Annotated in this window: 29 protein-coding genes and 1 pseudogene; 23 read left to right on the top strand and 7 right to left on the bottom strand. The window is 35.4% G+C overall.

Annotation, left to right across the window (positions count from 1 at the left end):
* Positions 1 to 202 precede the first annotated feature (202 nt).
* Entirely contained in the window at positions 203 to 910 is a 708-nt protein-coding gene (locus N773_RS0117620; protein ID WP_024858976.1) for a DUF3945 domain-containing protein, read from the top strand.
* Between the two features lie 171 nt (positions 911 to 1,081).
* A complete protein-coding gene (locus N773_RS0117615; protein ID WP_024858975.1) occupies positions 1,082 to 1,702 on the top strand; it encodes a DUF6927 domain-containing protein in 621 nt (206 codons plus the stop codon).
* A 330-nt stretch (positions 1,703 to 2,032) separates the two neighbouring features.
* On the opposite strand, the gene N773_RS0117605 is transcribed toward N773_RS0117615, so the two are convergent.
* Positions 2,033 to 3,184: a hypothetical protein gene (locus tag N773_RS0117605; protein ID WP_024858974.1), complete on the bottom strand. Its 1,152-nt coding sequence runs from the start codon at positions 3,182 to 3,184 to the stop codon at positions 2,033 to 2,035.
* Positions 3,185 to 3,422: 238 nt separating this feature from the next.
* On the opposite strand from N773_RS0117605, the gene N773_RS0117600 reads away from it, so the two are divergent.
* From N773_RS0117600 to N773_RS22380, 13 genes are all read left to right on the top strand, one after another.
* Positions 3,423 to 3,875 carry a hypothetical protein gene (locus tag N773_RS0117600; RefSeq protein ID WP_024858973.1) on the top strand — a complete coding sequence of 151 codons (453 nt, stop codon included), beginning with the start codon at positions 3,423 to 3,425 and terminating at the stop codon, positions 3,873 to 3,875.
* 62 nt (positions 3,876 to 3,937) lie between these two features.
* On the top strand, positions 3,938 to 4,093 hold the full coding sequence (locus N773_RS22385) for a hypothetical protein (protein ID WP_155250946.1): 156 nt from the start codon (positions 3,938 to 3,940) through the stop codon (positions 4,091 to 4,093).
* Positions 4,093 to 4,239 carry a hypothetical protein gene (locus N773_RS22725; protein WP_196231682.1) on the top strand — a complete coding sequence of 49 codons (147 nt, stop codon included), beginning with the start codon at positions 4,093 to 4,095 and terminating at the stop codon, positions 4,237 to 4,239. Before N773_RS22385 ends, N773_RS22725 begins: the two co-directional genes overlap by 1 nt.
* Positions 4,240 to 4,313: 74 nt before the next feature.
* Positions 4,314 to 4,541: a hypothetical protein gene (locus N773_RS0117585; protein ID WP_013483618.1), complete on the top strand. Its 228-nt coding sequence runs from the start codon at positions 4,314 to 4,316 to the stop codon at positions 4,539 to 4,541.
* A gap of 146 nt (positions 4,542 to 4,687) precedes the next feature.
* Complete coding sequence (locus tag N773_RS22720) at positions 4,688 to 4,840, top strand: hypothetical protein (protein WP_196231681.1); 153 nt, start codon at positions 4,688 to 4,690, stop codon at positions 4,838 to 4,840.
* Positions 4,841 to 4,980: 140 nt separating this feature from the next.
* Positions 4,981 to 5,703: a DUF1848 family protein gene (locus N773_RS0117575; protein ID WP_024858972.1), complete on the top strand. Its 723-nt coding sequence runs from the start codon at positions 4,981 to 4,983 to the stop codon at positions 5,701 to 5,703.
* Positions 5,704 to 6,167: 464 nt separating this feature from the next.
* Positions 6,168 to 6,809 (top strand): hypothetical protein, encoded by a 642-nt coding sequence (locus N773_RS0117565; RefSeq protein ID WP_024858971.1) that lies wholly within the window; start codon positions 6,168 to 6,170, stop codon positions 6,807 to 6,809.
* Between the two features lie 13 nt (positions 6,810 to 6,822).
* Positions 6,823 to 7,188 carry a hypothetical protein gene (locus N773_RS0117560; protein ID WP_024858970.1) on the top strand — a complete coding sequence of 122 codons (366 nt, stop codon included), beginning with the start codon at positions 6,823 to 6,825 and terminating at the stop codon, positions 7,186 to 7,188.
* An 18-nt stretch (positions 7,189 to 7,206) separates the two neighbouring features.
* Positions 7,207 to 7,509, top strand: a complete 303-nt coding sequence (locus tag N773_RS0117555) for a hypothetical protein (RefSeq protein WP_024858969.1) — start codon at positions 7,207 to 7,209, stop codon at positions 7,507 to 7,509.
* 43 nt (positions 7,510 to 7,552) lie between these two features.
* The gene (locus tag N773_RS0117550; protein WP_013483637.1) at positions 7,553 to 7,882 is read left to right on the top strand and encodes a YodL domain-containing protein; all 330 of its coding nucleotides are present in this window, start codon (positions 7,553 to 7,555) and stop codon (positions 7,880 to 7,882) included.
* A 3-nt stretch (positions 7,883 to 7,885) separates the two neighbouring features.
* The gene (locus tag N773_RS0117545; protein WP_024858968.1) at positions 7,886 to 8,413 is read left to right on the top strand and encodes a hypothetical protein; all 528 of its coding nucleotides are present in this window, start codon (positions 7,886 to 7,888) and stop codon (positions 8,411 to 8,413) included.
* Positions 8,414 to 8,634: 221 nt separating this feature from the next.
* Positions 8,635 to 9,159, top strand: a complete 525-nt coding sequence (locus N773_RS0117540) for a hypothetical protein (protein WP_024858967.1) — start codon at positions 8,635 to 8,637, stop codon at positions 9,157 to 9,159.
* Positions 9,160 to 9,284: 125 nt separating this feature from the next.
* Positions 9,285 to 9,461: a hypothetical protein gene (locus N773_RS22380; protein ID WP_196231680.1), complete on the top strand. Its 177-nt coding sequence runs from the start codon at positions 9,285 to 9,287 to the stop codon at positions 9,459 to 9,461.
* A 132-nt stretch (positions 9,462 to 9,593) separates the two neighbouring features.
* Here the strand turns inward: N773_RS22380 and N773_RS21550 are convergent, their stop codons facing one another.
* Complete coding sequence (locus N773_RS21550; protein ID WP_024858966.1) at positions 9,594 to 11,357, bottom strand: BspA family leucine-rich repeat surface protein; 1,764 nt, start codon at positions 11,355 to 11,357, stop codon at positions 9,594 to 9,596.
* Between the two features lie 244 nt (positions 11,358 to 11,601).
* Positions 11,602 to 12,771: a DNA primase gene (gene dnaG / locus N773_RS0117525; protein WP_024858965.1), complete on the bottom strand. Its 1,170-nt coding sequence runs from the start codon at positions 12,769 to 12,771 to the stop codon at positions 11,602 to 11,604.
* A gap of 495 nt (positions 12,772 to 13,266) precedes the next feature.
* Here dnaG and N773_RS0117520 point away from each other — a divergent pair, with 495 nt between their 5' ends.
* Entirely contained in the window at positions 13,267 to 13,533 is a 267-nt protein-coding gene (locus N773_RS0117520; protein WP_013483642.1) for a hypothetical protein, read from the top strand.
* A gap of 287 nt (positions 13,534 to 13,820) precedes the next feature.
* Here the strand turns inward: N773_RS0117520 and N773_RS0117515 are convergent, their stop codons facing one another.
* Together N773_RS0117515 and N773_RS0117505 are read right to left on the bottom strand one after the other, a co-directional pair.
* Positions 13,821 to 15,353 (bottom strand): leucine-rich repeat protein, encoded by a 1,533-nt coding sequence (locus tag N773_RS0117515; RefSeq protein ID WP_024858964.1) that lies wholly within the window; start codon positions 15,351 to 15,353, stop codon positions 13,821 to 13,823.
* 469 nt (positions 15,354 to 15,822) lie between these two features.
* The gene (locus tag N773_RS0117505; RefSeq protein WP_024858963.1) at positions 15,823 to 16,422 is read right to left on the bottom strand and encodes a TetR/AcrR family transcriptional regulator; all 600 of its coding nucleotides are present in this window, start codon (positions 16,420 to 16,422) and stop codon (positions 15,823 to 15,825) included.
* A gap of 459 nt (positions 16,423 to 16,881) precedes the next feature.
* Here N773_RS0117505 and N773_RS0117500 point away from each other — a divergent pair, with 459 nt between their 5' ends.
* The 7 genes and pseudogenes from N773_RS0117500 (at position 16,882) to N773_RS0117475 (ending at position 21,162) form a co-directional block, all read left to right on the top strand.
* Positions 16,882 to 17,250 carry a type II toxin-antitoxin system PemK/MazF family toxin gene (locus tag N773_RS0117500; protein WP_013483643.1) on the top strand — a complete coding sequence of 123 codons (369 nt, stop codon included), beginning with the start codon at positions 16,882 to 16,884 and terminating at the stop codon, positions 17,248 to 17,250.
* Positions 17,251 to 17,260: 10 nt separating this feature from the next.
* A complete protein-coding gene (locus N773_RS0117495; protein WP_080678409.1) occupies positions 17,261 to 17,656 on the top strand; it encodes a hypothetical protein in 396 nt (131 codons plus the stop codon).
* A gap of 99 nt (positions 17,657 to 17,755) precedes the next feature.
* On the top strand, positions 17,756 to 18,379 hold the full coding sequence (locus tag N773_RS0117490) for an IS607 family transposase (protein WP_196231662.1): 624 nt from the start codon (positions 17,756 to 17,758) through the stop codon (positions 18,377 to 18,379).
* Positions 18,351 to 19,512, top strand: a pseudogene (locus N773_RS20635) (RNA-guided endonuclease InsQ/TnpB family protein). The gene N773_RS0117490 and the pseudogene N773_RS20635 overlap by 29 nt, the downstream one beginning before the upstream one ends.
* Positions 19,513 to 19,782: 270 nt before the next feature.
* Positions 19,783 to 19,980 (top strand): hypothetical protein, encoded by a 198-nt coding sequence (locus N773_RS0117480; protein WP_155250945.1) that lies wholly within the window; start codon positions 19,783 to 19,785, stop codon positions 19,978 to 19,980.
* A 698-nt stretch (positions 19,981 to 20,678) separates the two neighbouring features.
* Positions 20,679 to 20,822 (top strand): hypothetical protein, encoded by a 144-nt coding sequence (locus N773_RS22710; RefSeq protein WP_196231678.1) that lies wholly within the window; start codon positions 20,679 to 20,681, stop codon positions 20,820 to 20,822.
* Between the two features lie 49 nt (positions 20,823 to 20,871).
* Positions 20,872 to 21,162: a hypothetical protein gene (locus N773_RS0117475; RefSeq protein WP_024858959.1), complete on the top strand. Its 291-nt coding sequence runs from the start codon at positions 20,872 to 20,874 to the stop codon at positions 21,160 to 21,162.
* An 833-nt stretch (positions 21,163 to 21,995) separates the two neighbouring features.
* Here the strand turns inward: N773_RS0117475 and N773_RS23330 are convergent.
* Positions 21,996 to 22,349 (bottom strand): AAA family ATPase, encoded by a 354-nt coding sequence (locus tag N773_RS23330; RefSeq protein WP_278245379.1) that lies wholly within the window; start codon positions 22,347 to 22,349, stop codon positions 21,996 to 21,998.
* 16 nt (positions 22,350 to 22,365) lie between these two features.
* Positions 22,366 to 22,635 (bottom strand): cytidylate kinase family protein, encoded by a 270-nt coding sequence (locus N773_RS23325; protein ID WP_024858957.1) that lies wholly within the window; start codon positions 22,633 to 22,635, stop codon positions 22,366 to 22,368.
* Positions 22,636 to 22,799: the final 164 nt, after the last annotated feature.

Genomic DNA, 22,799 nt, shown 5'->3' with positions numbered 1-22,799 from the left:
AATTGATTTAGAAAACGACTTGGTGGCGTTTCTGAAAGATATAGTCAAAAATGATCATGATTATATTTCTGAAGTTATAGCAGAGTCTCACAGTATTTTTTCTCTGAATGGGAACAGGAATGGAGACGAGGAGGATTATACATATCTTGAAGATGATTACAACTGAATCAAAAGTATAAAACAATGAAAGGAAATGAAAATTATGTCTGAAAACAAGAGCAACACAGAGAAGGTCAAGAACAAGGAAAGAGCTTCCGGCGTGTGGAGCGTAACAAACAAGGAGATCTCATTCACAAGAGAATGGCGCGGCCATAGGTTTACTGACAAGGAAGTAAAAGATCTTCTTGACGGTAAGGATATAACTATCAATGGCATCGTTTCTCAGAAAGACAAGTCCAAGTATGGAGTTACCGGCCATCTGGCAAATCTGGAATATAACGGAGTCAAATTTATAGGCTTCGATATGACCGGATTTGCCGGAAATAACAATGGAGAAAAAAAGGAAAAGGTATCCGGTGTATGGGCTGTTACAGGAGAAGAGATAACCTTTACGAGGGTTTGGAACGGTCATAGGTTCACCGATGAAGAGGTATCAAGCCTCTTAAACGGAGATACTATAGAAATCGAAAACCTTGTATCCAAAAACAACACGATTTATTCTGTAAAGGGAAAACTGACGGAACAGGAATACAACGGACATCCTTTTGTGGGCTTTGAAAAAGAGGAAACAGTTCCTGATTCATGGAGCGGACACACTTTCACCGATGAGGAAAAGATGATACTTGAAGCCGGCGGAGAGGTTGAAATTACTGACGCGGTTTCAAACAGAACAGGAAATAGTTTTTCCTGTACGGTGACATACGGTGAAAAAGAAGATGGCAAAAAGGGAATAATCGTTGATTTTGCTTAGAATACTGACTTTGTTTTACAGCCCTGCTTTTTGGCAGGGCTGTTATTATTGATCCCTTTTTTCTATTATAATACATTTAGGATTTAGTGTTGATAATTGGAGTCATACTAGATCATTTTTTTTACTTTATATCACATTTATTATCGAAGCAATTACGAAGGAGGACTCATTATGGGTTGGACAGGAACACATGCTAATTTTTACAAGAAAAAAGGATATCGCACAGTTGTTGACGTAAAGGCTGAATGTGACGACCTTTTTGCACATGATCACGGACGATTCAAGGTATTGAAATCAACAGTACTTGGCAGAGTATATTATGCAGCTGTGGCCATATGCAAGAAATGGCCTGAAGGCAGCAGCTATAAGCCTGAGGAGCTTGTCGAGATCCCTGAAAATGAAAGAAGAGTAGTCGGTTTTGTTATCTTAACGTCAGTAGACAACAATGAATGGTTCAATTTCAATTTTAAGGAGATGGAAGAAACCTGTGGCCCATGTGAGGATCATTGTCCGATGGGAATAATTAAGCTGCTCACTCCTACAACCAGTGAATATGCTAATGAATGGAGAGAAAGATGCAGAAAATACGCAGAAAGTAAAAAAACAGCCAATAACCCCTCAAAATTGCCGATAGGAACAAGGATTCGCTTTAAGGCTCCTAACGGGGAATATATAACCCTTGAAAAGCGTTCTCCTGCTTATCAGTTCAAGACACCATGGTGGTATGATGCCAGAAGCCATTCTTATTGTAGCAAAAAAAGATTACCTAAGGAATTTGAAATTTTAGTATAAAAAAACGGAGGAAATTAAAAATGTACAAGATCAAACTGATTTTCACAAACGGATTCGCTGAATATTACGGTAAATTCGACGACTATAATGAAGCTTGCAATAATGCATATAACCTCTTTGCAGAAAATTTGTATAGAGGAGTATACGATTTTAAAGTGATTTAGTTTTGTTGAGCCTCGCTTTTGCGGGGCTATTTTAATGATAACCTCCAACAGCACAAGAAAGTCCTTTCCCTTGCCTTTTGTAGTTTTAGATTTTGCTTTTATTCTGTTATTTTTTTATCTAAGCAGTACAAGTTTATCATGGGGGAATCTCGTAAATGGGTTTAGCTTATTCGCTACGATTCTCTAAGCAAAATTTGATATTGAAATACATCATAGTTTTATAAAATTCAATTCTCATCTTGTCACAAGATAAATCTAAATGGACAGGATCCATCATTTCTTCAATAGGATATTTTGTTATTGAATTTCTATAAATTGTATTATCTTCTGCTATTTCAAACTCATAATACATGCCGTCAATAAAATAAAACTTGCATTTACCATGCGGTATATTTGTAAACCATTCTGGAACAAGAATATTATCATTTACATAAGTTCCGGAACCAGTGTTTCTAAATGAATTATATTCTATTTTTTTGAGAGCAATAACATTGTAAAATGCATCAAACTCTATTTTATATCCAGTTTTTGCGATTTCAATGATTTGATAACGATAGTATGTTCTGTAATTTGTCATATGTATAACTTCTCCCAGCCCAAGTTCCATGCACTCCTTATCTTCTTCATAATAATAATCATTTATAAATTTATCTACTTCAGCTTTATCATCCGCTGCAGTAGACAACATATCATTTGAAAATAATACGTTGTCTTTTTTATCATCGGGTTTATTATCATTATAAACTATCTCGATTGCCTTTATGTCGGTCATTGAATACATAAAAGCTCCTTCGTTGATAAGCGCAGCGAGATGCCCAGATACTGCATGGAACAATTTTTCCAAATTGTCTGTATCTTTGAGATTATACTTTTCTACAAAGTTTTTAAATTTAAGTTTTGACTTAAATTCGTCCATACTCATTTCAAACGTCTCAATCAAAACGGATGTCAATCTATCTACGCCTTCTTCATCGATTAGATATCCCATAAAAAAATCAGAAGGATTGTTTTTTCCATCGCCTTTAGGCGTTGCATAATTTTTCACTGTATTATAATTCATTGTATTAAGTGGATGATCTTTTCCAGATAATAAATGATAGCATACGAAATCAATAATCTCGCCTTTATTTAGTTTGATTGGTGTATATTCTTTTGATTTGAAAAAAGATATGTTACGAATTTCATCATCATAATAACTCGTTGTGTATTTTTCGAATACGATCGATTCATCATATGCTAAAACACCTGACAGAATATAATATAAATCATACAAAACAACTTTTACATTATCTCTATTGCATCCATCTATTTTATGCATTTAATCACATCCTTAAAAATAACGATTGTATACCGGAGTAGGCCTGAGTAGTTTTGAGTAGTCGAAATTTCATTGTCAAAAAAAAGAATATCTGCTATGATACTGGTACAGAAACAATATATCGTCTTTCAGAATCATAAATCAAAATCATTATATCACAATCACATTTGATTTTCAAGTTGTAATAGGATGTTAAGCAATTTACAATATATTAACATGAAATGAGGAGCATGGTAAAATGAAAGAATTGACAGCACTGATATATAGTATTCGCCGATTTTATATAAAGGCGTTGCTTATTGACAGTAAAGACTTCTATTTTGAAGCTGATGGATTGGATGAGAAACAAAGCAGATATATAGCAGATAAACTTAATATGAAGTATTGGTTCAAGAATAACAAAACAATCTTTTCTACCACTATAGTTCCTGCTAATGTTCATATTCTTGATCAGAAGCTTGACAGCTATCTTTCAAGATTTATTATTGAGTTATGCATAGAAAACTGCCTTACTCGTCTTGAAAACTGCATAAACCAAAAAGTTAGGCCGCCAAATTGGGTAATTGCAGGAACCAAGTGTCTAAATATGGATAAGTCAAGCAAAGCGTATAAGATGCTTGAAATTGTTCTCAAGACATACCCGGAACTGAATGATGTTGATGGATATAAAGATTTTATTAATCGATTGTAGTTTTTTTATACTGGAAAATAAAATTAGTTAAAACTAAATAAGAAAGACAGAGGAGGATTGAAATGATGGTATTTATTATAATAATTATTATCATTATTATAGTGTCAAGTGTGATAATGGAGAATGTAAGAGAAAGAGAGGATTTAAAAAGACTTGAAACTGAATTTTACAAAAACAAGGCATTAGCTCAGAAAAAAAAAAGATCAAGACTGTGCTAATGGAAAACATATTTGTGATGGATCTGGAAATTGTAAAAATTGTGGAGCGTTTATTCCAGAAGATAATAAACATTTCTGTAAATGCTGGTGGCGTGGTGAAGTTCCATATTATGGACATCAGATTTGTGACGACTGCTGCAATCTGAGATTTTTGAAACGCTGAAGAGCAGTTTAAAATTATATGATGACAATATATTCAAAGTATTGGAGGTATTTTATTATGAGTACATACGACGGTACATTTCAGGGAAAGATAGCAAAAATAGTTGAACGTAACGATGGAAGTGGAAAGTGCGATATATACTATGGAGGACCTACCGGTGATGGTCCTGGTCACGGACATATTGTGGTTGATGGTTCGGACGCAGTACACTACTGGCGCGATTCAAACACATCACATTCTAACTATCTTCTCAATGATGCCAAGAAGAATCATACCAAAATCTAAGCAACTCTCAATTATTAAAAATAGGGCGATTAACTCATCGCCCTATTTCTGTTATCTCGTTTCATATTCAGACTCAGGATAATCCTTAGCCTTTTCCATTATCATTTTCGTCAAAGCCTTTTGATGAAAATAATTAATGGAATGCGATGTATTACAATAAAGAGCTTGAATGTGCATTTAACATAACTGAGGCTAACGGCAAGCCGGTAATAGCTTTTGAGGGAGAATCACATGGCGGTTATAAAAAAGACTATATAGAACAGATATTATTTGATCTTAACATTTATTGTGTTTGCTGAATTCTTCATATGATTTTTCTTAAGGTTCGCTCTGCGAACCTTTTTTTTATTACAGCTGTTTTTCTTTTATAATAAATACAGGAACACCTTTGATAAATGGAGTCAAAACAAATTGAGTAGTTCAGATAGGAGGATAAAAAATGATAAAATTTGGAATCACAGAAGCCGGCGATGCAGGCCTTGATTATAGTTGGGCTGACAAGCTTTTAGACGGCAATATAATAATCACCAAGCACTTAACTTCGAAAAACCAAAAACTTATTGAATTACTATTGAAAAACAGAGAGAAAATCATTCTGCATGTAACCTGTACAGGATACGGTGGTACAAAAATGGAGCCGTATGTTCCGAAGGCTCAAGAAGTATATTCCGGGGTTATGGAGCTTATTTCAAAAGGATTTCCTGAAAAACAGATAGTATTAAGAACTGACCCCATTATTCCAACTGAGGCAGGCTTAAAAAGAGTTGCCTGGGTATGGGAGTTATTTTTTGATGCAAATATTGATAGAGTTAGGTATTCAGTCATAGACATGTACCCTCATACTAAAGAACGGATCAGAGCTGTATTTGGAAAAGTTCCTTTTGAGAGCTTTAAAGCTCCTGAATATATGCTCAATAATGTAAGAAATTATATTGAGAGGTATTCAATGTTCTTTGATTTTGAAGCTTGTGCAGAGGATCTTCCGGGCAAAACAGGTTGTATCAGCAAAAAAGATTACGAAATACTCGGACTTAATACATTTTATATAAAAGAAGGTGGCTTTCAGAGAAAAGGATGCCTTTGCTGCGCAGGGAAGACAGAATTGCTCACTCATAAGAAAAGATGTCCTTCTGGATGCCTGTATTGCTACTGGAAAGATTAGAGCTAAATGAGAAAAACTTTTCAGCAGCGAAAGACTCTTAAATCATTACAAAAAGAACGACCTTGAATTCGGAGATAAAGAAAATGGAAACGAAGTTCAGTTTGCTGGATTGTGGGTATGCAGGAAAAGAGGCTGATAGCCGTCTGTTGAGGACGGCTATCAGTATTCAAGCGTGTTAGGTTGCTAAGATAAACCAAATCAGAATTTATAAGTGAAGGAGGTTCGCTGCCACTCTGAACTATTCAGAACTTCTCCTGCATTTTTACCTAAAACACATTACTCAATCATAATATGTATCAAAAATATTATTTGGACTATAATTTGTGGTAAGGCTTGCACACTCGACAAGCCTTCTTTTAATTATATTGACCGTAGTTTTCAATTATAATTACTATAGGATCTAATTATTGATAACTGGAGTTGTTTAATAATTGGATTACTTTTTTATATACGGAGGAATTATTATGCCGAACTGGTGTAGCACAGATTTTCGTTTTCACGGAAATAAAGAACAAATTGAAACACTTCACAGTAAAATTACAGAATGGACTTCATCCTCAACGATGAAAACGGATTTTGGAGATCCGTGGCTTGGAAACATATTAATCGGTGCCGGATTCAAAGATAGGATCGATAATGGAGACTCGTCAAAAAATGTAAGATGCCGGGGTACAGTTACTGAGATCGGTGATATAACAAGCAGTAATAATGACGATTATTGTTTTGATGTATATACTGAAACAGCATGGGTACCTATGGGCAAAATGTGGGAACTTGTAATCAAAGCGTTAAATCTAACTTCTGTAGGATTTTCATTCATGGCTGAAGAAGGCGGATGCGATATCTATTGGAAATATGACCCACATAATTACAGAGATTTTTTATACGAAGAGATATATATTGATGCTTACGGTGATGATGATATAGAAGATATCGGCGGTTACAGTACAAAAGAAGAAGCTATAGCGATACTAAATGAATTCTTCAAATCAACATTCAATAAACTCGAAGATTTTTATCCTCTTTGTGAGGAATATGAAGAAGATCATGAAGATAGCTTTATAAGTATTCATGAGTTTGAAAAATGCGACAAGCTGTATGACTAGGAGGAAAAATATAATGAAGTATCATATTTACGTTTCAGATAACTACGATGCAGAAGATGCAGTAGATTTCTATGTGGAAAGTGAAGATTCACCAGAGTGTATTGTTAAAGCAGTTGCGTTAAAAACAATAGAAGATAATGATCTGTCAGAAGATAATATTGAAAGCATCTCATTCAATGCTATGGAGAATCATTATGGAGTTCTAATTCAGTGTCATGATTATCATATAATGGTGTGGCTGGCTGACGGAAACATTCCCACAATAACAATCGAACAAAAATTTCTTAATATTGCAAAAAACATTCCTTCTGATGTCCGTTATGATTCAGATAATGATAAAAAACAGCTCAAAAAAATGCTGGATGAAATTTACAAATAATAAAGAGGAGTAAATTACATGATTACAATTACTACACATAAAGAAGGTTTTATGCTTCAAAGGCCCGGTACACCGAAAATGTTCTTGTCATACAGCGATGCGCTTACTCTTTCTCAGGCTGTAGATAGAATGTACCATATCGAAGATGTAAAAACCAAGCTGGAAGAAATAAACGAGTCAGAAATAACAGAAGATGATATCGATAAGATCTGTGATGAATATGAACGCAGACTAGAAGATGATGATTCATGGAACTTTATGCTTCGCGATGTTATTTCAGAATTCAAAAAAACAAGTAAATGTAATAATACAGTAAAATAAACTTCCCATAATTATATTGGATTATGAGAAACAGGAGGATAATATGAACTATAAAATTTTTCAGATGAAATATTCAAATAAAACACGAGGTGCTGTTTTTTCATGTTATGAAACAGCAAAAAAAGAGAAGCCGGATCTGTCAATAAAGGATTATGACATGGTTTATTCCGGTAAAACCGATTTATCTGGCAGTGACAGCTATGCGCTCAACGAACTGTATAACGTATTCAATATCAGACATCCGAAAGATTTCAAAGGACGCAGTATGAGTGTTTCTGACGTCATTGATCTTGAGGGAAGACTGTACTATGTTGATACCTTTGGATTCAAGAGAATAAATATTGATTTTAAGCTTATCAAAAAGGAGAACTAGATAATGTATGATACGAAAGATATAAGAACTTGCAGTGAAGATGAAAAATTAACTCAGCTTGCTGAGTTAAAAGGTCAGCTTATCGACATCTTCGAAGAATTTCTTGATAGCAAAGGAGTTATCATCCCTAATCCTGAAAGAGACGAAGATGAAGACCTTGATCCAGAGGAAAGTGCTAATATTTACGGAAGTGATTACGATGAATTGTCTGATAGACTTATGGAAACTATCGAGAATTGGGGGTTGTTAAAGCCTGAAATAACTGTAGATACATTTGCGGGGCAGCTTGTGGCTTATGCAGGCAAAGATCTGGATAATCCTTCCGTGGGGATCTGCTATAGACCGCAAAGTGGCGGTGAAATAGATTTGGCAATGGCAGAAACTCAGGGGGAAGATCTTCGTAAAAATACCAATGTAGGCAAAAAAGATGTTGTACTGTATAAATGGGAAGACCCTTTTTTGGAAGACTACACATCAAAATCAGTTTTTCACGAAAAAGACATCGAACGAGAGCTCTTGAGTAACCTCTAAAATTATAAAAGTAATTTTGTTCTCCCTGTTTTTCAATAAACGGGGAGTTTTTATTTATTTGGATTTTCAGATATAATTGTTATAGAGTGTATCATTGATAACTTGGATTTTAACATAGTCAGGAGGAGTATTTATGGCAAATATATAGGAAAATACAGATGATCAACTATACGAATCTGATAAATGCAATAAAGTTAATTATTACCGAAAGGAGAAATATGATGAATAAAACTATAATTGTAATAAATGGCAAAGGCGGCTGTGGGAAAGATACGCTTTGCAATTTTGCTTCGGAAAAGTATCCAACAATAAACGTGTCATCCATTGATCCCATGAAGAAAATGGCTGAGATAATCGGATGGAACGGAAGTAAAACTCTTGAAGACAGAAAATTCCTTGCTGATCTGAAATCTCTTGTAACACGTTATAACGACGGTGCCAACGAGTATATTCTGAAAAAAGCAGAAGAATTTGCTGGCTTACCGGAATATAAGGTCATGTTCGTTCATATTCGAGAACCCGAAATGATAGAACATTTCAAAGAAACTGTAAAACATCGTGTATGCGGCATTACTGTTGTCACTCTTCTGGTCAGCAGGAACGAAAAGGATTATCTTGTTTTCGGAAACAGAGCTGATGATGAGGTAAATAAATATAATTATGATCATGTATTTGAAAATAACGATGACCTTTATAGCACAAAAGAGTCTTTCCTTAAATTCCTTGATTCGGTTCTGACTGAGTAATCATTTTCTCCCTTCTTTTTTTTCTAGGAGGGAGATTTTATTTGTAATTATTTTCTTGTAAAATAACAATAGTGAACATTCACTGATAGTTGGAGATCAAACAAACTATTACGAGGAGGATAATTATGGATAATATCAACGTAGTTAAAACACTGCATTTATGGGAGAAAATCAACGCATCATTCAAAGGTAAGGTCTTTTACATAAAAGACGTATACGAAAAATTTACCGAAGAAAAAAGAGATTCTATCAGAGGGCGAATATATGAGCATCTGGGGAAGAAATTCCAAAGAATGTATTAAAAAAATCATTCAAAGACTTGGCCTTTCCGATTGTTCAGTAATCTCTTCTGCAGTAATAGCATAAAAAACGGGACTGTTGCTAGGTGGCAACAGTCCCGTTTTATTTATCAGAATTGGTTCAGTTTTGAACTTTCACCTTATAGTTACAGTACCAGAATGTTTGATAGCGTTTGCGGTATCCCACTTGCCGTTAACTCTCGCTGCGATAGCTACTTTGTAGGTTTTGCCGGGGGTGAGGTTCTTAGGAGAAGTATATACAGTGCCTGTTATGTTCTGCGCCTGTACTCTCCACTTTCCAGCCAGGTATACAGCAATGCCGTATCTGTCAGCACCTTCTACCTTATCCCATGAAAATCTTACCTGGTGATATTCCTTGCTGTATTCTACCTTGATGTTTGTGGGGTAGGTGAGTGTATTTTCTGTATCGGTACCAAAAAGTTTGTAGGTGTTTTTCCCTTCATTTTCGATAACGGCATATTCTCCGTCGCCGCTGATGATAGTTTTAGGATCATTCGCATTTACCCAACCGATGTCGTTGTGGAGTGTAGCTCCTCTTGGTATGCCGGAAAATCTCTCGCCGAGAGTGAGTTTTTTCAAGCCTGAACAACGCTCGAACATATAACCCATACGAGTATCCTTGCTTGGAGCAAAGCTGCTCAGATCAAGGTCAGTAAGACTTGAACACTCGGAGAACATACCACTCATATCTGTAACGTTGCTTATATCAAAGCTGCTTACATCAAGTGTAGTAAGGTTCGTACATCTTCTGAACATACTGTTCGTATCAGTTAAACTACTTGTATCAAAACCACTCAGATCCAGTGATGTTAAGCCGGAAGAAGCATCAAACATACAGCTCATACATTTTACGTTGCTTGTATCAAAACTGCTCAGATCCAGCGTGGTCATGCTGGAAAGATGACTGAACATCCCATCCATATATATGACGTTACTTGTGTCAAACCCACTTAAATTCAGCTCAGAAATTTTAAAACACTGGGCAAACATATTATCCATACCTTTTACATTGCTTGTATCAAAATTACTCAGATCCAATGATGTTATAGCGGAACAACCAGCGAACATATAGCCCATATCGGTAACTTTGCCTGTATCTAAACCACCTATATCAAGTTCAGTAAGTCTATTACAATATGATAGCATACCACGCATATTCGTTACATTACTTGTGTCAAATCCGCTCAGATCAAGCGATGTCAGATTGTCACAACTTGAAAACATAAACTGCATATCTTTTACCTTGCTTGTGTCAAATGAACTCAGATCAAGCGCAGACAGAAGAGTGCAGCCCATGAACATATAAGACATATCTGTAACATTGCTTGTATCAAATCCGCTTATATCAAGTGTTGTCGAAGAACAGCTTGCAAACATATAGCTCATATTTGTTACATTACTTGTATCAAATGAACTTAAATTAAATGAAGCCAACTTTTGACAGTAATTGAACATATTTGACATATCTGTTACGCTGCTTGTATCAAATCCACTTACATCAATGTAAGCTAGCTTTGAACAACTGTAGAACATTTGCTTCATGTTTGTGACATTGCTCGTATCTGCTTGTGAAAGATCAATAGACGTACAAGAAACATACCTGTAAAACAGATTACTACAGTCTTCTGGAAAAATTGTTCCTTCCTCTGCCACAATAGACTTTACTTTGAATTTAGAGCTGAAATTTCTCAGAGCATCAGCATCTATCTCTCCCCTGAGAGTAAGTGTACCTGTTGTTTCATCGAAAGAATAGCAGCTTATATTTGCCTCAGCAGCTTGTGCGGTTATGCTCTGTGTAATAACAGGCGCACCATAGCTGACAATACCTGCCACCATACAAAGCGACATCACTACTGCCAAAACTTTTTTCATCTTCATAAATTTAGCCTCCTAAAATTAAATTAGATTAAATACATTAATATATTTAACTGTTCTAGTTATTGTAACATACTTTTCTATAACTGTCAATAGGATTTTTGTTCTTATATCATGCTTTGGATAGCAAAAATTGTAAAGATTGAAATTAAGGCTTTTTCTGCTTTACATCTTAATATATTGTAGTGCTTTTCGAGTGCCAAAAAGAGGCTGTCCTTAATTCGACAACCTCTTTTTGCTTGAAGGATCAAATAAAATTGAAAGTTTCTTTGATAGCTTTTTCAGGATCATAATTTTTACGTAACGATAACTCTGTTACATCCTTTATAAAGTATGATTGAGCATCTAGGTCAGTAAGATCGTATTTTTGAGATAATTGTTCTATTCTGTAAAAGATGGAATTTTTTAAATCATTTCTTATCAGCTGATAGAATTGTTTAGCTCCGAATTTTTTTATGAACTCATCCGGATCTTTTGCATCCCGGATGCTAATCACGTATACTGTAAATCCGACGCCTTCAAGTATGTCTATTGCTTTCTCAGTTGCTGCTATCCCGGCATCATCATTATCATAACATATAATTATTTCGTCTGAATAACGCTTTAGCAATAAAGCCTGTTTGGTTGTAAGAGCTGTCCCACAGCTCGCCACGGCGGTTCTGAAGCCTGCCTGATGCATTGATATCACATCGAGATTACCTTCACATAATATCGGTGTTTCACCTTTACTTATGTTTTTTACGGCATAGTTCAGAGAAAACAAGAAGTTGTTTTTGGTATAGCATGGTGTGTTTTTGATATTTAGATACTTAAAATTGTTATCACCATCTAGTTTTCTGCCACCAAATCCGATGATATTTCCGTTTATATCTATAAAAGGGAACATAGCTCTGTTATTAAAAAAATCAATGATCTCATCGTTTTTGGATACTGTAACCAGTGAGCTTTGAAGAAGCTGTTCGATCGTGTATCCTAATCCAAGCATATGTTCTTTTAGTGATGTGAAATTTCCATCTGCATAACCCATTCTGTAATTACATATGGTCTCTGTTGTAAGACCTCTTTTATTTATAAGATAATCCAGGCATACATTTTCCTTTTTTGAAAATAACCTTTCAAAAAAGAATTTTGCAGCTTCGTAATTCAACTCATAAAAAGTTTTTAAATCGCAGGATTTGGTATGTATCACATGATTTTTCTTTCCAACGGCATCTTTGTAATGGATCTTATTTTCATTCATGAATCTCGCCTGATCTCCATTTTTGCCGCAGTTAAAACAATGATAGCAGTTTTCTTTTTCAAAAACGTATAGCTGTATAGTTTCGCAAAAAGGGCATTTCCCGCGGTATAGCCCATTCCCGATGTGCTTAAGTGATGTTTTTACGGAAATTATTTTGAGAATACTGTTATTTTTCATTTATATCATTTCTCCTTTGTTTAAGAGTGGATCCTTCAAATTTTTCGCTCCAATTTTTCAATTTTATCTTTCGATTAAATTATATCAGAAAATAATAAATGATAAAAAATAAAAAAAGCTTGTTTTTATCTGAGTGAATTTTCTTCTACAATATAATCAGAGATAACGATTGATAACTGGAGATCATTAATTGTTGCTCTATATCGATGTTCTAAACCCTCCAACTATCGATATTAACTACCGTTTCAAGGCTATAATAAATTATTAAGCCATTATCATATATCTTACTACTCTATAATTTCCTTTTAGGAATGTACATATACTTATCGAACCACTTATCAAATCTCTTTTTCAATTTCCTTCCTTATTCTCACAGTGATTCTCACCTCATTGTCACTGTGTAATATATTCCACTTATCATATTATTTATCAAATTTTTACGGAGCATGTACCCGGCGCTGTTGTGTACATGCTCCCGAAAGGAGTATTTTACATATGAATGTCACATTTCTTACTAAAACAATAGACGATAGATTTTCGATATTGGAGCTCGGCAGTAATGTCGAGTCAATGAAGAGTCTTTTAAAGGCTCATGTCAAGCGTTTTCTGGACAAGAAAGCAAACGTAACATCAATAGAACCTGCAATGCACTCATCAGAGGATATGGGTTCTGTCATAACATTTTCTGATAATAAGGGAAAAGAGCATACAGCTCGATTTACTTTGTTATCGGGAGATGCAGATGAATTTTTCAAACACTGAGCAACAATAAGAGGCTGTTGCACCCGCAGCAGCCTCTTAACTTTTGTCTAAAAATATTCAAATTGTCACGTTATGTAATGATGAGACCAAACTCAAGACGCACTTACCCAAGTCATGACGTATGTCGTTTTTTTGACTGTATTTGAATAACGTACAACCCTTTCGTTGGTTTGATGTTTATTGTAATTACATCATACCACAAAACCAAGAGCTTAGCTCCTCCTTTTGAGGTCGCTAAGCTCTTTTCTTTCTGGGGAGTGCAATAGTCCCTTAAACACTATAAAGAATTATACAAGCAAACCTAATGCTGAAAGATCGGTTTGATCTATCTTACCATCACCATTCATATCAAACATATAAATGTTCTCTATTTTTGGGTTTCTTTTTGAAAGATAGTCTCTGAGAAGATTATAATCAGATTTGTTGACATAACCGTCGCAGTTACCATCACCGTGTTTTATGTTACATTTTGGAATACTAGAATAGCTCTTATTTTTACAGTACAATTCACCAAAGTTGTATGTATTCCACGACCTATGGTTTTTCTGTTCAGATTTAGTAAACTGATCATCTCTCAAAAACCAATTATAATTCCATTTTGTACCTGTTCTATCATCTGGATCGTCATTCCATGTTACATCAAGGTGATAATAATTGTTACCAAGTTTTACAATGTTCCATGCATGACTGCCGCTGGAAACAACCAATGTCTCTATATCAATACTTTGAGCTAAAAGAGCAAAACCTTGTGCATACCCAGCACATACAGTATTATCGTCCAAATAAACTGAATAATCAGCGTGGTTGTCAAGAGAATTGCCTTCTCTATCATAATATACTTTTTGACATATCCAATCATTAAGTGCTTTAACTCTTTCATAATCATCATGACAGCCGGCGGTTAAAAATTCCGCTGTGGTCCTTATCTGGCGTTTCATCACGTCATCGATCATAAGTATATCTCCGACATTTAAACTAGAAAACATTTTTTTAAACTTTGGATTTATATCATATCCCAGTGAAACATCTTCAAAATTAATTGTTCTCCATTGATTGCATCCAACAAAAGCTCTTCCCATGATCTTTGTGGTGTTAAGGTTACAATTGATATTCCTTAATGATACACAGTTTTCAAAACATCCTTCCTGAACCTCTTTAACTTTTGAAGGAATATTAATATTTGTCAAAGATGTGCAACCGGAAAAACATCCTCCTAAAAACTCCAATTTGCTAGGTAGTGTTATGTATTTTAATGATGAACAGTTTGCAAAAACATCACCATTTATTCTTTTTAATGCTGAACCGTTACCAAATGATACGGTTGTAAGCTTTTTGCAATTCATAAATGCATTGTGTTCAATAACTTCGATGTAAGCAGGAATAAATACAGATTCCACATTACTATCTTGGAAAGCTCCATAGTTGATTCCTACTACCTGAGCCTTATCAATTGTAAAAGATTTGTTGTTAAAATCTTTTACAGAGCCACTTACAGTCGTCGGAAGACTAACATAGGGGCAATTATTCTTATTCTTGGGTGTGAACTGACATATATAAACCTTTGGATCTGTATAAGTCATTTTACTGGTATCTTTTCTTGAATATTGGCTTTTTTCGCCGTGATAAAGAGCGAATTTCCATGTACCATATGTATCAGTACAATAAAAGGTTTCGTACTGATCAACAGAGATGGCTTCTGCTGTAATTGAAGCAGGAAAAACATAGGAAATGTTTGAAGCAATTGGAGAACTGAAAACAGTCCCTGTAAACGTGAGTACAACAGCGGCTGCTGTTGATGCAATTCTTTTGAATGAACTCATTGAGTAAACTCCTTTTATTTATATTATCAATAACGCAGCTATCAATGATAGTTACGTGATGACCATTGGTGGCATATTAAGTTCTGATTCAATCTCTTCTGCAGTTACAAGTGCAGCAGTAACAGAAAAAATTTTGGTATATGACTTCATTTTACCACTCCTAATTTAGTTGAAATAAAATGTTATTAATCATGCGCATAATCATATCCATATTCTATATGCTATTAGGCTTTATACGTAAAAGCTAATAGTTTATAGATTAACAACTATTAGCTATTATACATTAGTTTCCACTATTTGTCAATACACTTGCTTTTAATTCGGCACATTGAACTTTATTTATTTAATAAATAAGTAAAAAGCAGAACCACTGCACAATACAGCTCGTTTGATCAACGGTCCTCAGAAGAAAAACAAAACCGCACCCGAAATCATTTCCAAGTGCGGTAATAGTAAATATGATATCTGATTATATGATATGGCAATGGCGGGCAATATACGAATCGACCAGCCGCTCAATAGTTGTCAGCGCTTCCTGTTTCTTTTCCGGCTGACGATCGGACATATGGATCAGTAAGGTGGTCGGCGCTGTATATTCCATTGCAAAGATCTCGGGATCTCCCTTTATCATGACACCCTCATCCATCAATCTTTTAAAGAGCTTGGTGTATAGAGTGGTGATCTTAGTGAGATGATGTTCGGTAGTATGTTCTGCAAGATCTTTGCTTCGAAACTGTTCAATGGACAGCACCCTGCGCATCTTTGTTATAACTTCGCTATCGAGCGTAAACATAACAGAATGCATGGTAAATTCTTTCAGTTCTTTTCCGGAATGTACATTTTCTGCTTCACTAAGAAACCTTTCCATTCCGGCATTGTATTCTTCGTCAGTTTTTTCTCCAAGCGCACGGAACAGATCGGCTTTTCCTTTCAAATACTTGTAGATAGATGGACCTTTGATGCCAACACGTGCTGCAATATCATCTATTGTCGTTCCATCATAACCTTTTACCGAGAAAAGATCCAACGCAGCTGCCAGTATCCTTTCTCTTGTGTTTCCTTTTTGCATAGTTCTCTCCCTTCTCTATAGATTCGTAATTTAGCTAACGCCTAATCTATTGTAGCAATTATACTCTACCTTGCGCCAATTGTCAATAGGTTCGCGACTGTTTTGATAAATCGCACGAACAGGATATTCTACAAATCGTAAAAGGGGGTAAAACGCACAAGAATTATACCGTTAATCCAAGTCTGATCAATACATGCAGGAGCATTCAACTTATTTTGATACGTGTACTTTTCGGTCGTGCATTTGATAGACGAGGAGATGTCATTATCATTTCAAGGTTTCGGGACTTCGCCGCTGATCAACCATTGTCGATGCCCAGTATAATGGAAAGGGCGTTTTTTAAAACTCAACAGCCTCTTTTATCTCTCCTAATTTTCAATTATAATTTTAGTAGTGATATGATTTGATAATTTGGAGCATTTCATATCCAAAAAATTATAGAAAGAAAGGTTATAAAAAATGAATATAAGCAGTACATACAGAAAACTGATTAAGAGAGGGCAGGTGTATTTTGCTGACCTCGGTGACGGAATAGGCTCTGAAATGGCAGGTGTAAGACCTGTTATCATTATCCAGAATAATATGGGAAATAAGTATTCTCCTACTGTAACGGTAGTACCTATTACGTCTAAATTCAAAGATCTGAATCAGCCCACACACTTCTTAGTACAGGCAGGAACAGCCAATCTTAATAAAGACAGCGTGATCCTTGCCGAAAGTATAAGAACTATTTCAAAAGAACGCCTGAGATACTATATTGGAGATCTTAATGATAACTTCATGAAGCAAATAAGCAATACAGTAAAGATCCAATTAGGCCTGAATTAAGGAGAAAATAATGATGGTAAGAGGAATTTACAAAGGTGGATTCATTTCAAGACAGGATGCAGCTGAGGGAAAATATTATTGTCCAAAATGCAAAAGACCGTTGTACATAACAAAGACCCCGGGTTATTTCGGACAATGCTTTCACTGTGATGAAGATTTCTACATGATAGAAGCTCTGTCGGAAGGAAATGAATGCGGCGTTATGGTAGGCAGGCCCTTAAACGGAATAACTGTTAATGGTGGGATCGAGTACTTGCTTAACAGCGAAAATAAGAGGATGATATTCGATTCCCCCGAAGACGCAAAGAATTATTTAATTCAAAACGGAGTGTCTAAAGTAGCTGCTGAGTTATTCTACTATATAGACGCGGCTATGCAGACTGAGATCGAAAACACCGATCAGTAAAGAAAAGGAGCGGTTGTTAAGTAATCAAATGAGTTGACAAATGTGATTAAATGTGTTGAAATAAACTCAAAGGAGTATATTATTATGAATACATCAAATATCACAAATTACAAACCAAAAGATTTTGCCGAATTGTTAGGTGTTTCAGTAAAAACACTTCAACGATGGGACAGAGAAGGCATATTAAAAGCAAACCGAACCCCAACTGACAGGCGTTATTACACTTACGACCAATATCTTCAGTTTAAAGGTATAAATACAGAAAACGATAATCGTCAGATCGTTATTTATGCCAGAGTGTCTACGAGAAATCAAAAAGATGACTTACAAAATCAAGTATCCTTTTTACGACAGTTCTGTAATGCTAAAGGCATTAGTGTAGACCAATGTATTGAAGATTATGGAAGTGGTTTAAATTATAACCGTAAAAAGTGGAATGAACTATTAGATGAGGTGATGGAACAAAAAATCAAAACTATCATAGTCACACATAAAGATAGATTTATCAGGTTTGGCTATGACTGGTTTGAAAAATTCTGCATGAAGTTTAATACAACTATTGTGGTGGTAAACAATGAAGAATTATCGCCACAAGAAGAACTCGTGCAGGACATTGTTTCAATTCTTCATGTATTTTCTTGCAGGTTGTACGGACTTCGTAAGTATAAGAAACAAATAGAAGGGGATGAGGAAATTGCTAAAGAGCTTCAAGACGGAAATTAGTCCAACATTGGAACAGAAAGCTAAAATCAATAAGACTATTGGAACTTGCAGATACGTTTATAACTTTTATCTTACTCATAACAAAGAACTTTACGATAAAGGCGAAAAGTTCATGAGTGGAAAGAGTTTTTAGCGTCTGGCTAAATAACGAATATCTTCCAAATAATCCAGATAAACTATGGATTAAGGAAGTAAGTTCTAAATCTGTAAAGAAATCTATTGAAGATGGATGTGCTGCTTTTACAAAATTTTTTAAGCATCAAAGCGGTTATCCCAACTATAAGAAAAAGGATAAATCTGATGTGAAAATGTATTTTGTAAAGAATAATCCAAAAGATTGTGCTTGTGAAAGACATAGAATAAATATCCCTACTCTTGGTTGGGTAAAACTTAAAGAAAAAGGGTTATATACCAACAACTAAAGATGGTTGGAAAATCAAAAGCGGTACAGTTTCTAAAAAAGCAGGAAGATATTATGTATCTGCACTTGTAGAAATACCTGACAACAAAAATCACCAAAAACAGCAGCGAAGGTATCGGTATTGATTTAGGATTAAAGGGATTTAGCGATTATTTCTAATGGTAAAAACATTCAAGAATATCAACAAGTCTGGCAAAGTTAAGAAACTTGAAAAAACAATTACGAAGAGAGCAAAGATGTCTTTCTCGCAAATATGAAAATTTAAAGAAAGGAGAGTCCACTCAAAAAAAATATACAAAAAACAAAAGCTCAAAGTACAGAAACTTTATCATAGGATAGATAATATCCGTACTGACTACATCAATAAGACAATCGCTGAGATAGTAAAAAACCAAGCCATCTTATATAACGATTGAGGATTTGAATGTAAAAGGAATGATGAAGAACAGGCATCTTTCAAAAACGGTTGCGGCACAGAAGTTTTATGAATTCAGAGCGAAACTTCAGGTCAAATGCAACGAAAATGGTATTGAATTAAGAGTTGTAGACAGATGGTATCCATCATCTAAAATTTTGCCACTGTTGCGGATGCATCAAGAAAGATTTAAGGCTTTCAGATAGAATCTATAGATGCAGTTGTGGTTATGTCGAAGACAGAGATCTCAATGCTGCCCTTAATTTGAAAGATGCCATGACTTACGAAGTTGCATAATTAAACGCAAACGTAAGTATGTACCGAAGGCTATTTCGGGAATTAACGACTGTGGAGTGTACAAGAACTTGTGAGTAGATATGATTTCGGTCAATCAAAAAGCATACATTGTGAAGCAGTAAGTAATGTTCGCGAGAACTTACAACATCTCGATGTAAGTATATTTAATCACATTTTGAGTGGCAGCATTTCAATGAATATCAATAAAATTAACGAACTACTTGCCTACAAATATTCTCTTTATTACTGAGGATGTTGATGAAGCGCTCAATGACGAAAAAATTAAAGCATTCCGCTGATAAAATAAACAGCTCATCAAGCCGTGAAGAAATGACTGATAAAGATGAAAGACTAAGAGAAATGATCTATTCATACCTTTCAAGAAGAAAAGAAAACGGCATTTATGTGTCTGTGTACAAAGGAGTAGACGAACACAGATGTGTGAAAGAAGGTATCAGGGCATCCTAAAAAATATAGTAAGTGATATCTTGTTCCGAGTTGGTCAAGGCAAAACTTGAACCGGATGAGTATTTTACTGAATCATATAAACCTTAAAGAGATTTACAGTGAATATAAATACGTAATACCCGAATCTATAGCCTCAAAAATGTCGATTTATGTGTGATGTTGATTATGGCAGCTGCGAGGGAATATATTATGACCTTATGCTGTTTGATCACAGCAGATCGGTTCATAGTCTTATAGTAGGCAAAAACGCTATCCAAAGATGAACAAGCGTTTATGAAAAATGAGTTATATGGGCTCTTTTGTAAATCTTCTTCTTAAGAACGATTTTTGCAAGGTAAACACATCATTTCTAAATCTGTAATTTTTGGAAAAGGGGCTGTTGCTTGGTGCAACAGCCCCTTTGATGGTTTTTGAGTAGTTTTTTTTGATTTCAGTTGACTTAAAAGCGGTGTATGGAGATTGGATAAACCGCAGGCGCACAAGGATTCCGAAGATGCAATTCATGATATTCTTATTGAAAACTACAGTGCTGTGTGGATATAATAAATTGAATTCACATAAATAGACTAAGGCAGATATTCAGGAGGATAAGAAAATGAAAATAAAAACTACACAATTAGCAGTATTTGCATTGTGCATATGCTGCATACTATCAAGCTGTGGAAACAGCACGAAAGACAGCAGTACATCAAATAACAATGATAGCAAGGTCCGAGGTCTCTGAAATAAAAAAGAGGAGTTTTCTTCTGTTAAAAGAAGAGGAAATCGCAGCTGCATCTGCTTCTGAGTCCGAAAGTACTGCCCGAAGAAAACACCCATGGCCTGAATACGAAGCCGATTGACGACATTTAAAAATGCAGATCTTTTATCGGGAGTATATCCAGGTATGCGATGATATTTTCAGAATTGGAGGTTATCTGGACCGTCAGCGATCTTATCGATCAGTACGGTGAGAGATGGGAAATAGATACTGTTAATGTTAAAAGTCACGGATTTTATGATAACATAAATGCTGTAAACAAAGCAACGGGCTTAAAACTGCAGTTCTACTGCGGCAAATCTCCCGATGGTTTTCATGAGAGCCTCTTGAAAAGAGAAGTAGTGCTTAAAAGTAAAACCGACAGGAGATTACATGGAAACTATACATGGATGCCGACAGGATTAATCGGCTCTCAGATTTAATGAAGAACTTTCTGACTACTCCCGCTGAAACTTGATGCATTTGCGCCATTGTATGAAAGCGCAGGTCTGGTAAGAAACGAGAAAGGCTTTGATTCCTGTTCAATCCATACTCGAAATTAATCCGAACCGGAATGCAGGTACTTATCATTTACCTGAAAGTGACTATTATGAAGATTTTTTTGCGGTATTTGAATTGAGTGATGTAAATTTATACGGTGTAAAAACCGATCATTGCAGCATCTGTTTACGTATCAAAGTCTTCTGATGATATCAGATCGTATAGTTATCAGAACATTTATTTCCGTGATGAAAACAACGATTCTGCTGAAACTGTTTTGGTAGCTCCTGATGCAAAACTGACCGAATGGGATTAAAGTAGAGCAAATTAGTTCAGATTGTTGATTGTCAGGAAATTAATAAATTTTTTCACTTTATAATGATTTGTGTCACGCGTGACACAAACCTAGCAAAGAAGTGATATTATCTTCGGGATACAATAAGAGCGAGAATAAGTAACTTAATTGGAATAAGAGAATTGCAATCCTTTTTTGAGAGTGTAGCATTATCTTCTCGAAGTTCAGAAATAGAATGATATATCCTGGTTATTTTCATGATCTGAATATTAGTTTTTAAATTTAATTATATCATAGAAAACTCAAAGCGCCAAGCAGATATGGATTCAACTTTTGCAATAACTTCATCCTATTATGAGATTAAAAACAGTTGTCCAATCATAACTGAACAAGCCCCTCTGACAAAGCAGTCAAAGGGGCTTTATTTTTTTAGCATTACGCTGTTGTGGTCATATGTCTGCTGTACTTCATTTCGGCAGATCATTTATCACTGTTTCCTAGATCTGGGTATTTGTTTTTTATCAGTCTGCACAGATTTTCTACATTTTCATCAAAGGAGAAGACTGAGCTGTTTATCATAACGTCCTGATAGGAGGTGGAATCAAACATTTCGCCTGTATGGTAAAGATAGTAGCTGCTTCTCGCTTCATCGACCTTTTGTATCATTGACTTTGCTTCGCCCTTTGAAAGGTTCAGGTCGTCAATAGACATTTCAAGGCGCTTTTCATAGGGTGCATAGAAATGTACTTTTAGCACATTGGGTCTGTGTCTGAGAATATAGTTTGCGCATCTTCCTACGATGATGCAGTTTTCATATGTGGCATATTCAAGTATGATGCTTTTTTCGATCTCAAAAAGCTGATCCTGAGTGTTCCTGCCTTCCTATGCCGAGAGGATATTTCATTCTTGAAAAGCCTTTAATGCGGTGATTGTCGATCATCTCAAGATCTTCGATCTTATAGCCCATGCGTTCGCCTGCTTTTTCGATGATCTCGCGGTCGATAAATTTCAGCCCAAGTTTTTTAGCGGCTTCTCTGGCGATAGGACGTCCAAGTGAACCGAACTGTCTTGTTACCGCTATGACCACATTATCTCTTTTTTTTTCGCGTTTCAGTTGCATTGTTTTCCATAATAGACCTCCGTTGAAAGTATTTTCGGCGCATATAAATTTTGCCGAATATAAAAAAAACACCAAAAGAAATTATTTCTTTCAGCGCTCCTTTGCGTCATTTATTCGGTTATCGGTATTATATAGGGAGCGTTCCTGAAGTCGGATGGGGGTAA

The sequence above is a fragment of the Ruminococcus albus AD2013 genome, from assembly GCF_000526775.1.
Lineage (GTDB): Bacteria > Bacillota > Clostridia > Oscillospirales > Ruminococcaceae > Hominimerdicola > Hominimerdicola alba_A.
Note: the sequence above shows the minus strand (reverse complement) of the source record. Positions and strands in the feature narration are given on the sequence as shown.

Coding starts and splice junctions, on each gene's coding strand:
- N773_RS0117615 (WP_024858975.1), top strand. CDS start 1,082: ATGGGTTGGACAGGAACACATGCTAATTTTTACAAGAAAAAAGGATAT.
- N773_RS22380 (WP_196231680.1), top strand. CDS start 9,285: ATGGATAATATCAACGTAGTTAAAACACTGCATTTATGGGAGAAAATC.
- N773_RS0117575 (WP_024858972.1), top strand. CDS start 4,981: ATGATAAAATTTGGAATCACAGAAGCCGGCGATGCAGGCCTTGATTAT.
- N773_RS0117560 (WP_024858970.1), top strand. CDS start 6,823: ATGAAGTATCATATTTACGTTTCAGATAACTACGATGCAGAAGATGCA.
- N773_RS0117600 (WP_024858973.1), top strand. CDS start 3,423: ATGAAAGAATTGACAGCACTGATATATAGTATTCGCCGATTTTATATA.
- N773_RS22720 (WP_196231681.1), top strand. CDS start 4,688: ATGTATTACAATAAAGAGCTTGAATGTGCATTTAACATAACTGAGGCT.
- N773_RS0117605 (WP_024858974.1), bottom strand. CDS start 3,184: ATGCATAAAATAGATGGATGCAATAGAGATAATGTAAAAGTTGTTTTG.
- N773_RS0117520 (WP_013483642.1), top strand. CDS start 13,267: ATGAATGTCACATTTCTTACTAAAACAATAGACGATAGATTTTCGATA.
- dnaG (WP_024858965.1), bottom strand. CDS start 12,771: ATGAAAAATAACAGTATTCTCAAAATAATTTCCGTAAAAACATCACTT.
- N773_RS0117495 (WP_080678409.1), top strand. CDS start 17,261: ATGATGGTAAGAGGAATTTACAAAGGTGGATTCATTTCAAGACAGGAT.
- N773_RS22725 (WP_196231682.1), top strand. CDS start 4,093: ATGGAAAACATATTTGTGATGGATCTGGAAATTGTAAAAATTGTGGAG.
- N773_RS0117500 (WP_013483643.1), top strand. CDS start 16,882: ATGAATATAAGCAGTACATACAGAAAACTGATTAAGAGAGGGCAGGTG.
- N773_RS0117585 (WP_013483618.1), top strand. CDS start 4,314: ATGAGTACATACGACGGTACATTTCAGGGAAAGATAGCAAAAATAGTT.
- N773_RS22385 (WP_155250946.1), top strand. CDS start 3,938: ATGATGGTATTTATTATAATAATTATTATCATTATTATAGTGTCAAGT.
- N773_RS0117475 (WP_024858959.1), top strand. CDS start 20,872: ATGATATTTTCAGAATTGGAGGTTATCTGGACCGTCAGCGATCTTATC.
- N773_RS22710 (WP_196231678.1), top strand. CDS start 20,679: ATGATAGCAAGGTCCGAGGTCTCTGAAATAAAAAAGAGGAGTTTTCTT.
- N773_RS0117545 (WP_024858968.1), top strand. CDS start 7,886: ATGTATGATACGAAAGATATAAGAACTTGCAGTGAAGATGAAAAATTA.
- N773_RS0117565 (WP_024858971.1), top strand. CDS start 6,168: ATGCCGAACTGGTGTAGCACAGATTTTCGTTTTCACGGAAATAAAGAA.
- N773_RS0117505 (WP_024858963.1), bottom strand. CDS start 16,422: ATGCAAAAAGGAAACACAAGAGAAAGGATACTGGCAGCTGCGTTGGAT.
- N773_RS0117555 (WP_024858969.1), top strand. CDS start 7,207: ATGATTACAATTACTACACATAAAGAAGGTTTTATGCTTCAAAGGCCC.
- N773_RS23325 (WP_024858957.1), bottom strand. CDS start 22,635: ATGCAACTGAAACGCGAAAAAAAAAGAGATAATGTGGTCATAGCGGTA.
- N773_RS0117620 (WP_024858976.1), top strand. CDS start 203: ATGTCTGAAAACAAGAGCAACACAGAGAAGGTCAAGAACAAGGAAAGA.
- N773_RS0117480 (WP_155250945.1), top strand. CDS start 19,783: ATGACGAAAAAATTAAAGCATTCCGCTGATAAAATAAACAGCTCATCA.
- N773_RS21550 (WP_024858966.1), bottom strand. CDS start 11,357: ATGAAGATGAAAAAAGTTTTGGCAGTAGTGATGTCGCTTTGTATGGTG.
- N773_RS0117550 (WP_013483637.1), top strand. CDS start 7,553: ATGAACTATAAAATTTTTCAGATGAAATATTCAAATAAAACACGAGGT.
- N773_RS0117515 (WP_024858964.1), bottom strand. CDS start 15,353: ATGAGTTCATTCAAAAGAATTGCATCAACAGCAGCCGCTGTTGTACTC.
- N773_RS0117540 (WP_024858967.1), top strand. CDS start 8,635: ATGAATAAAACTATAATTGTAATAAATGGCAAAGGCGGCTGTGGGAAA.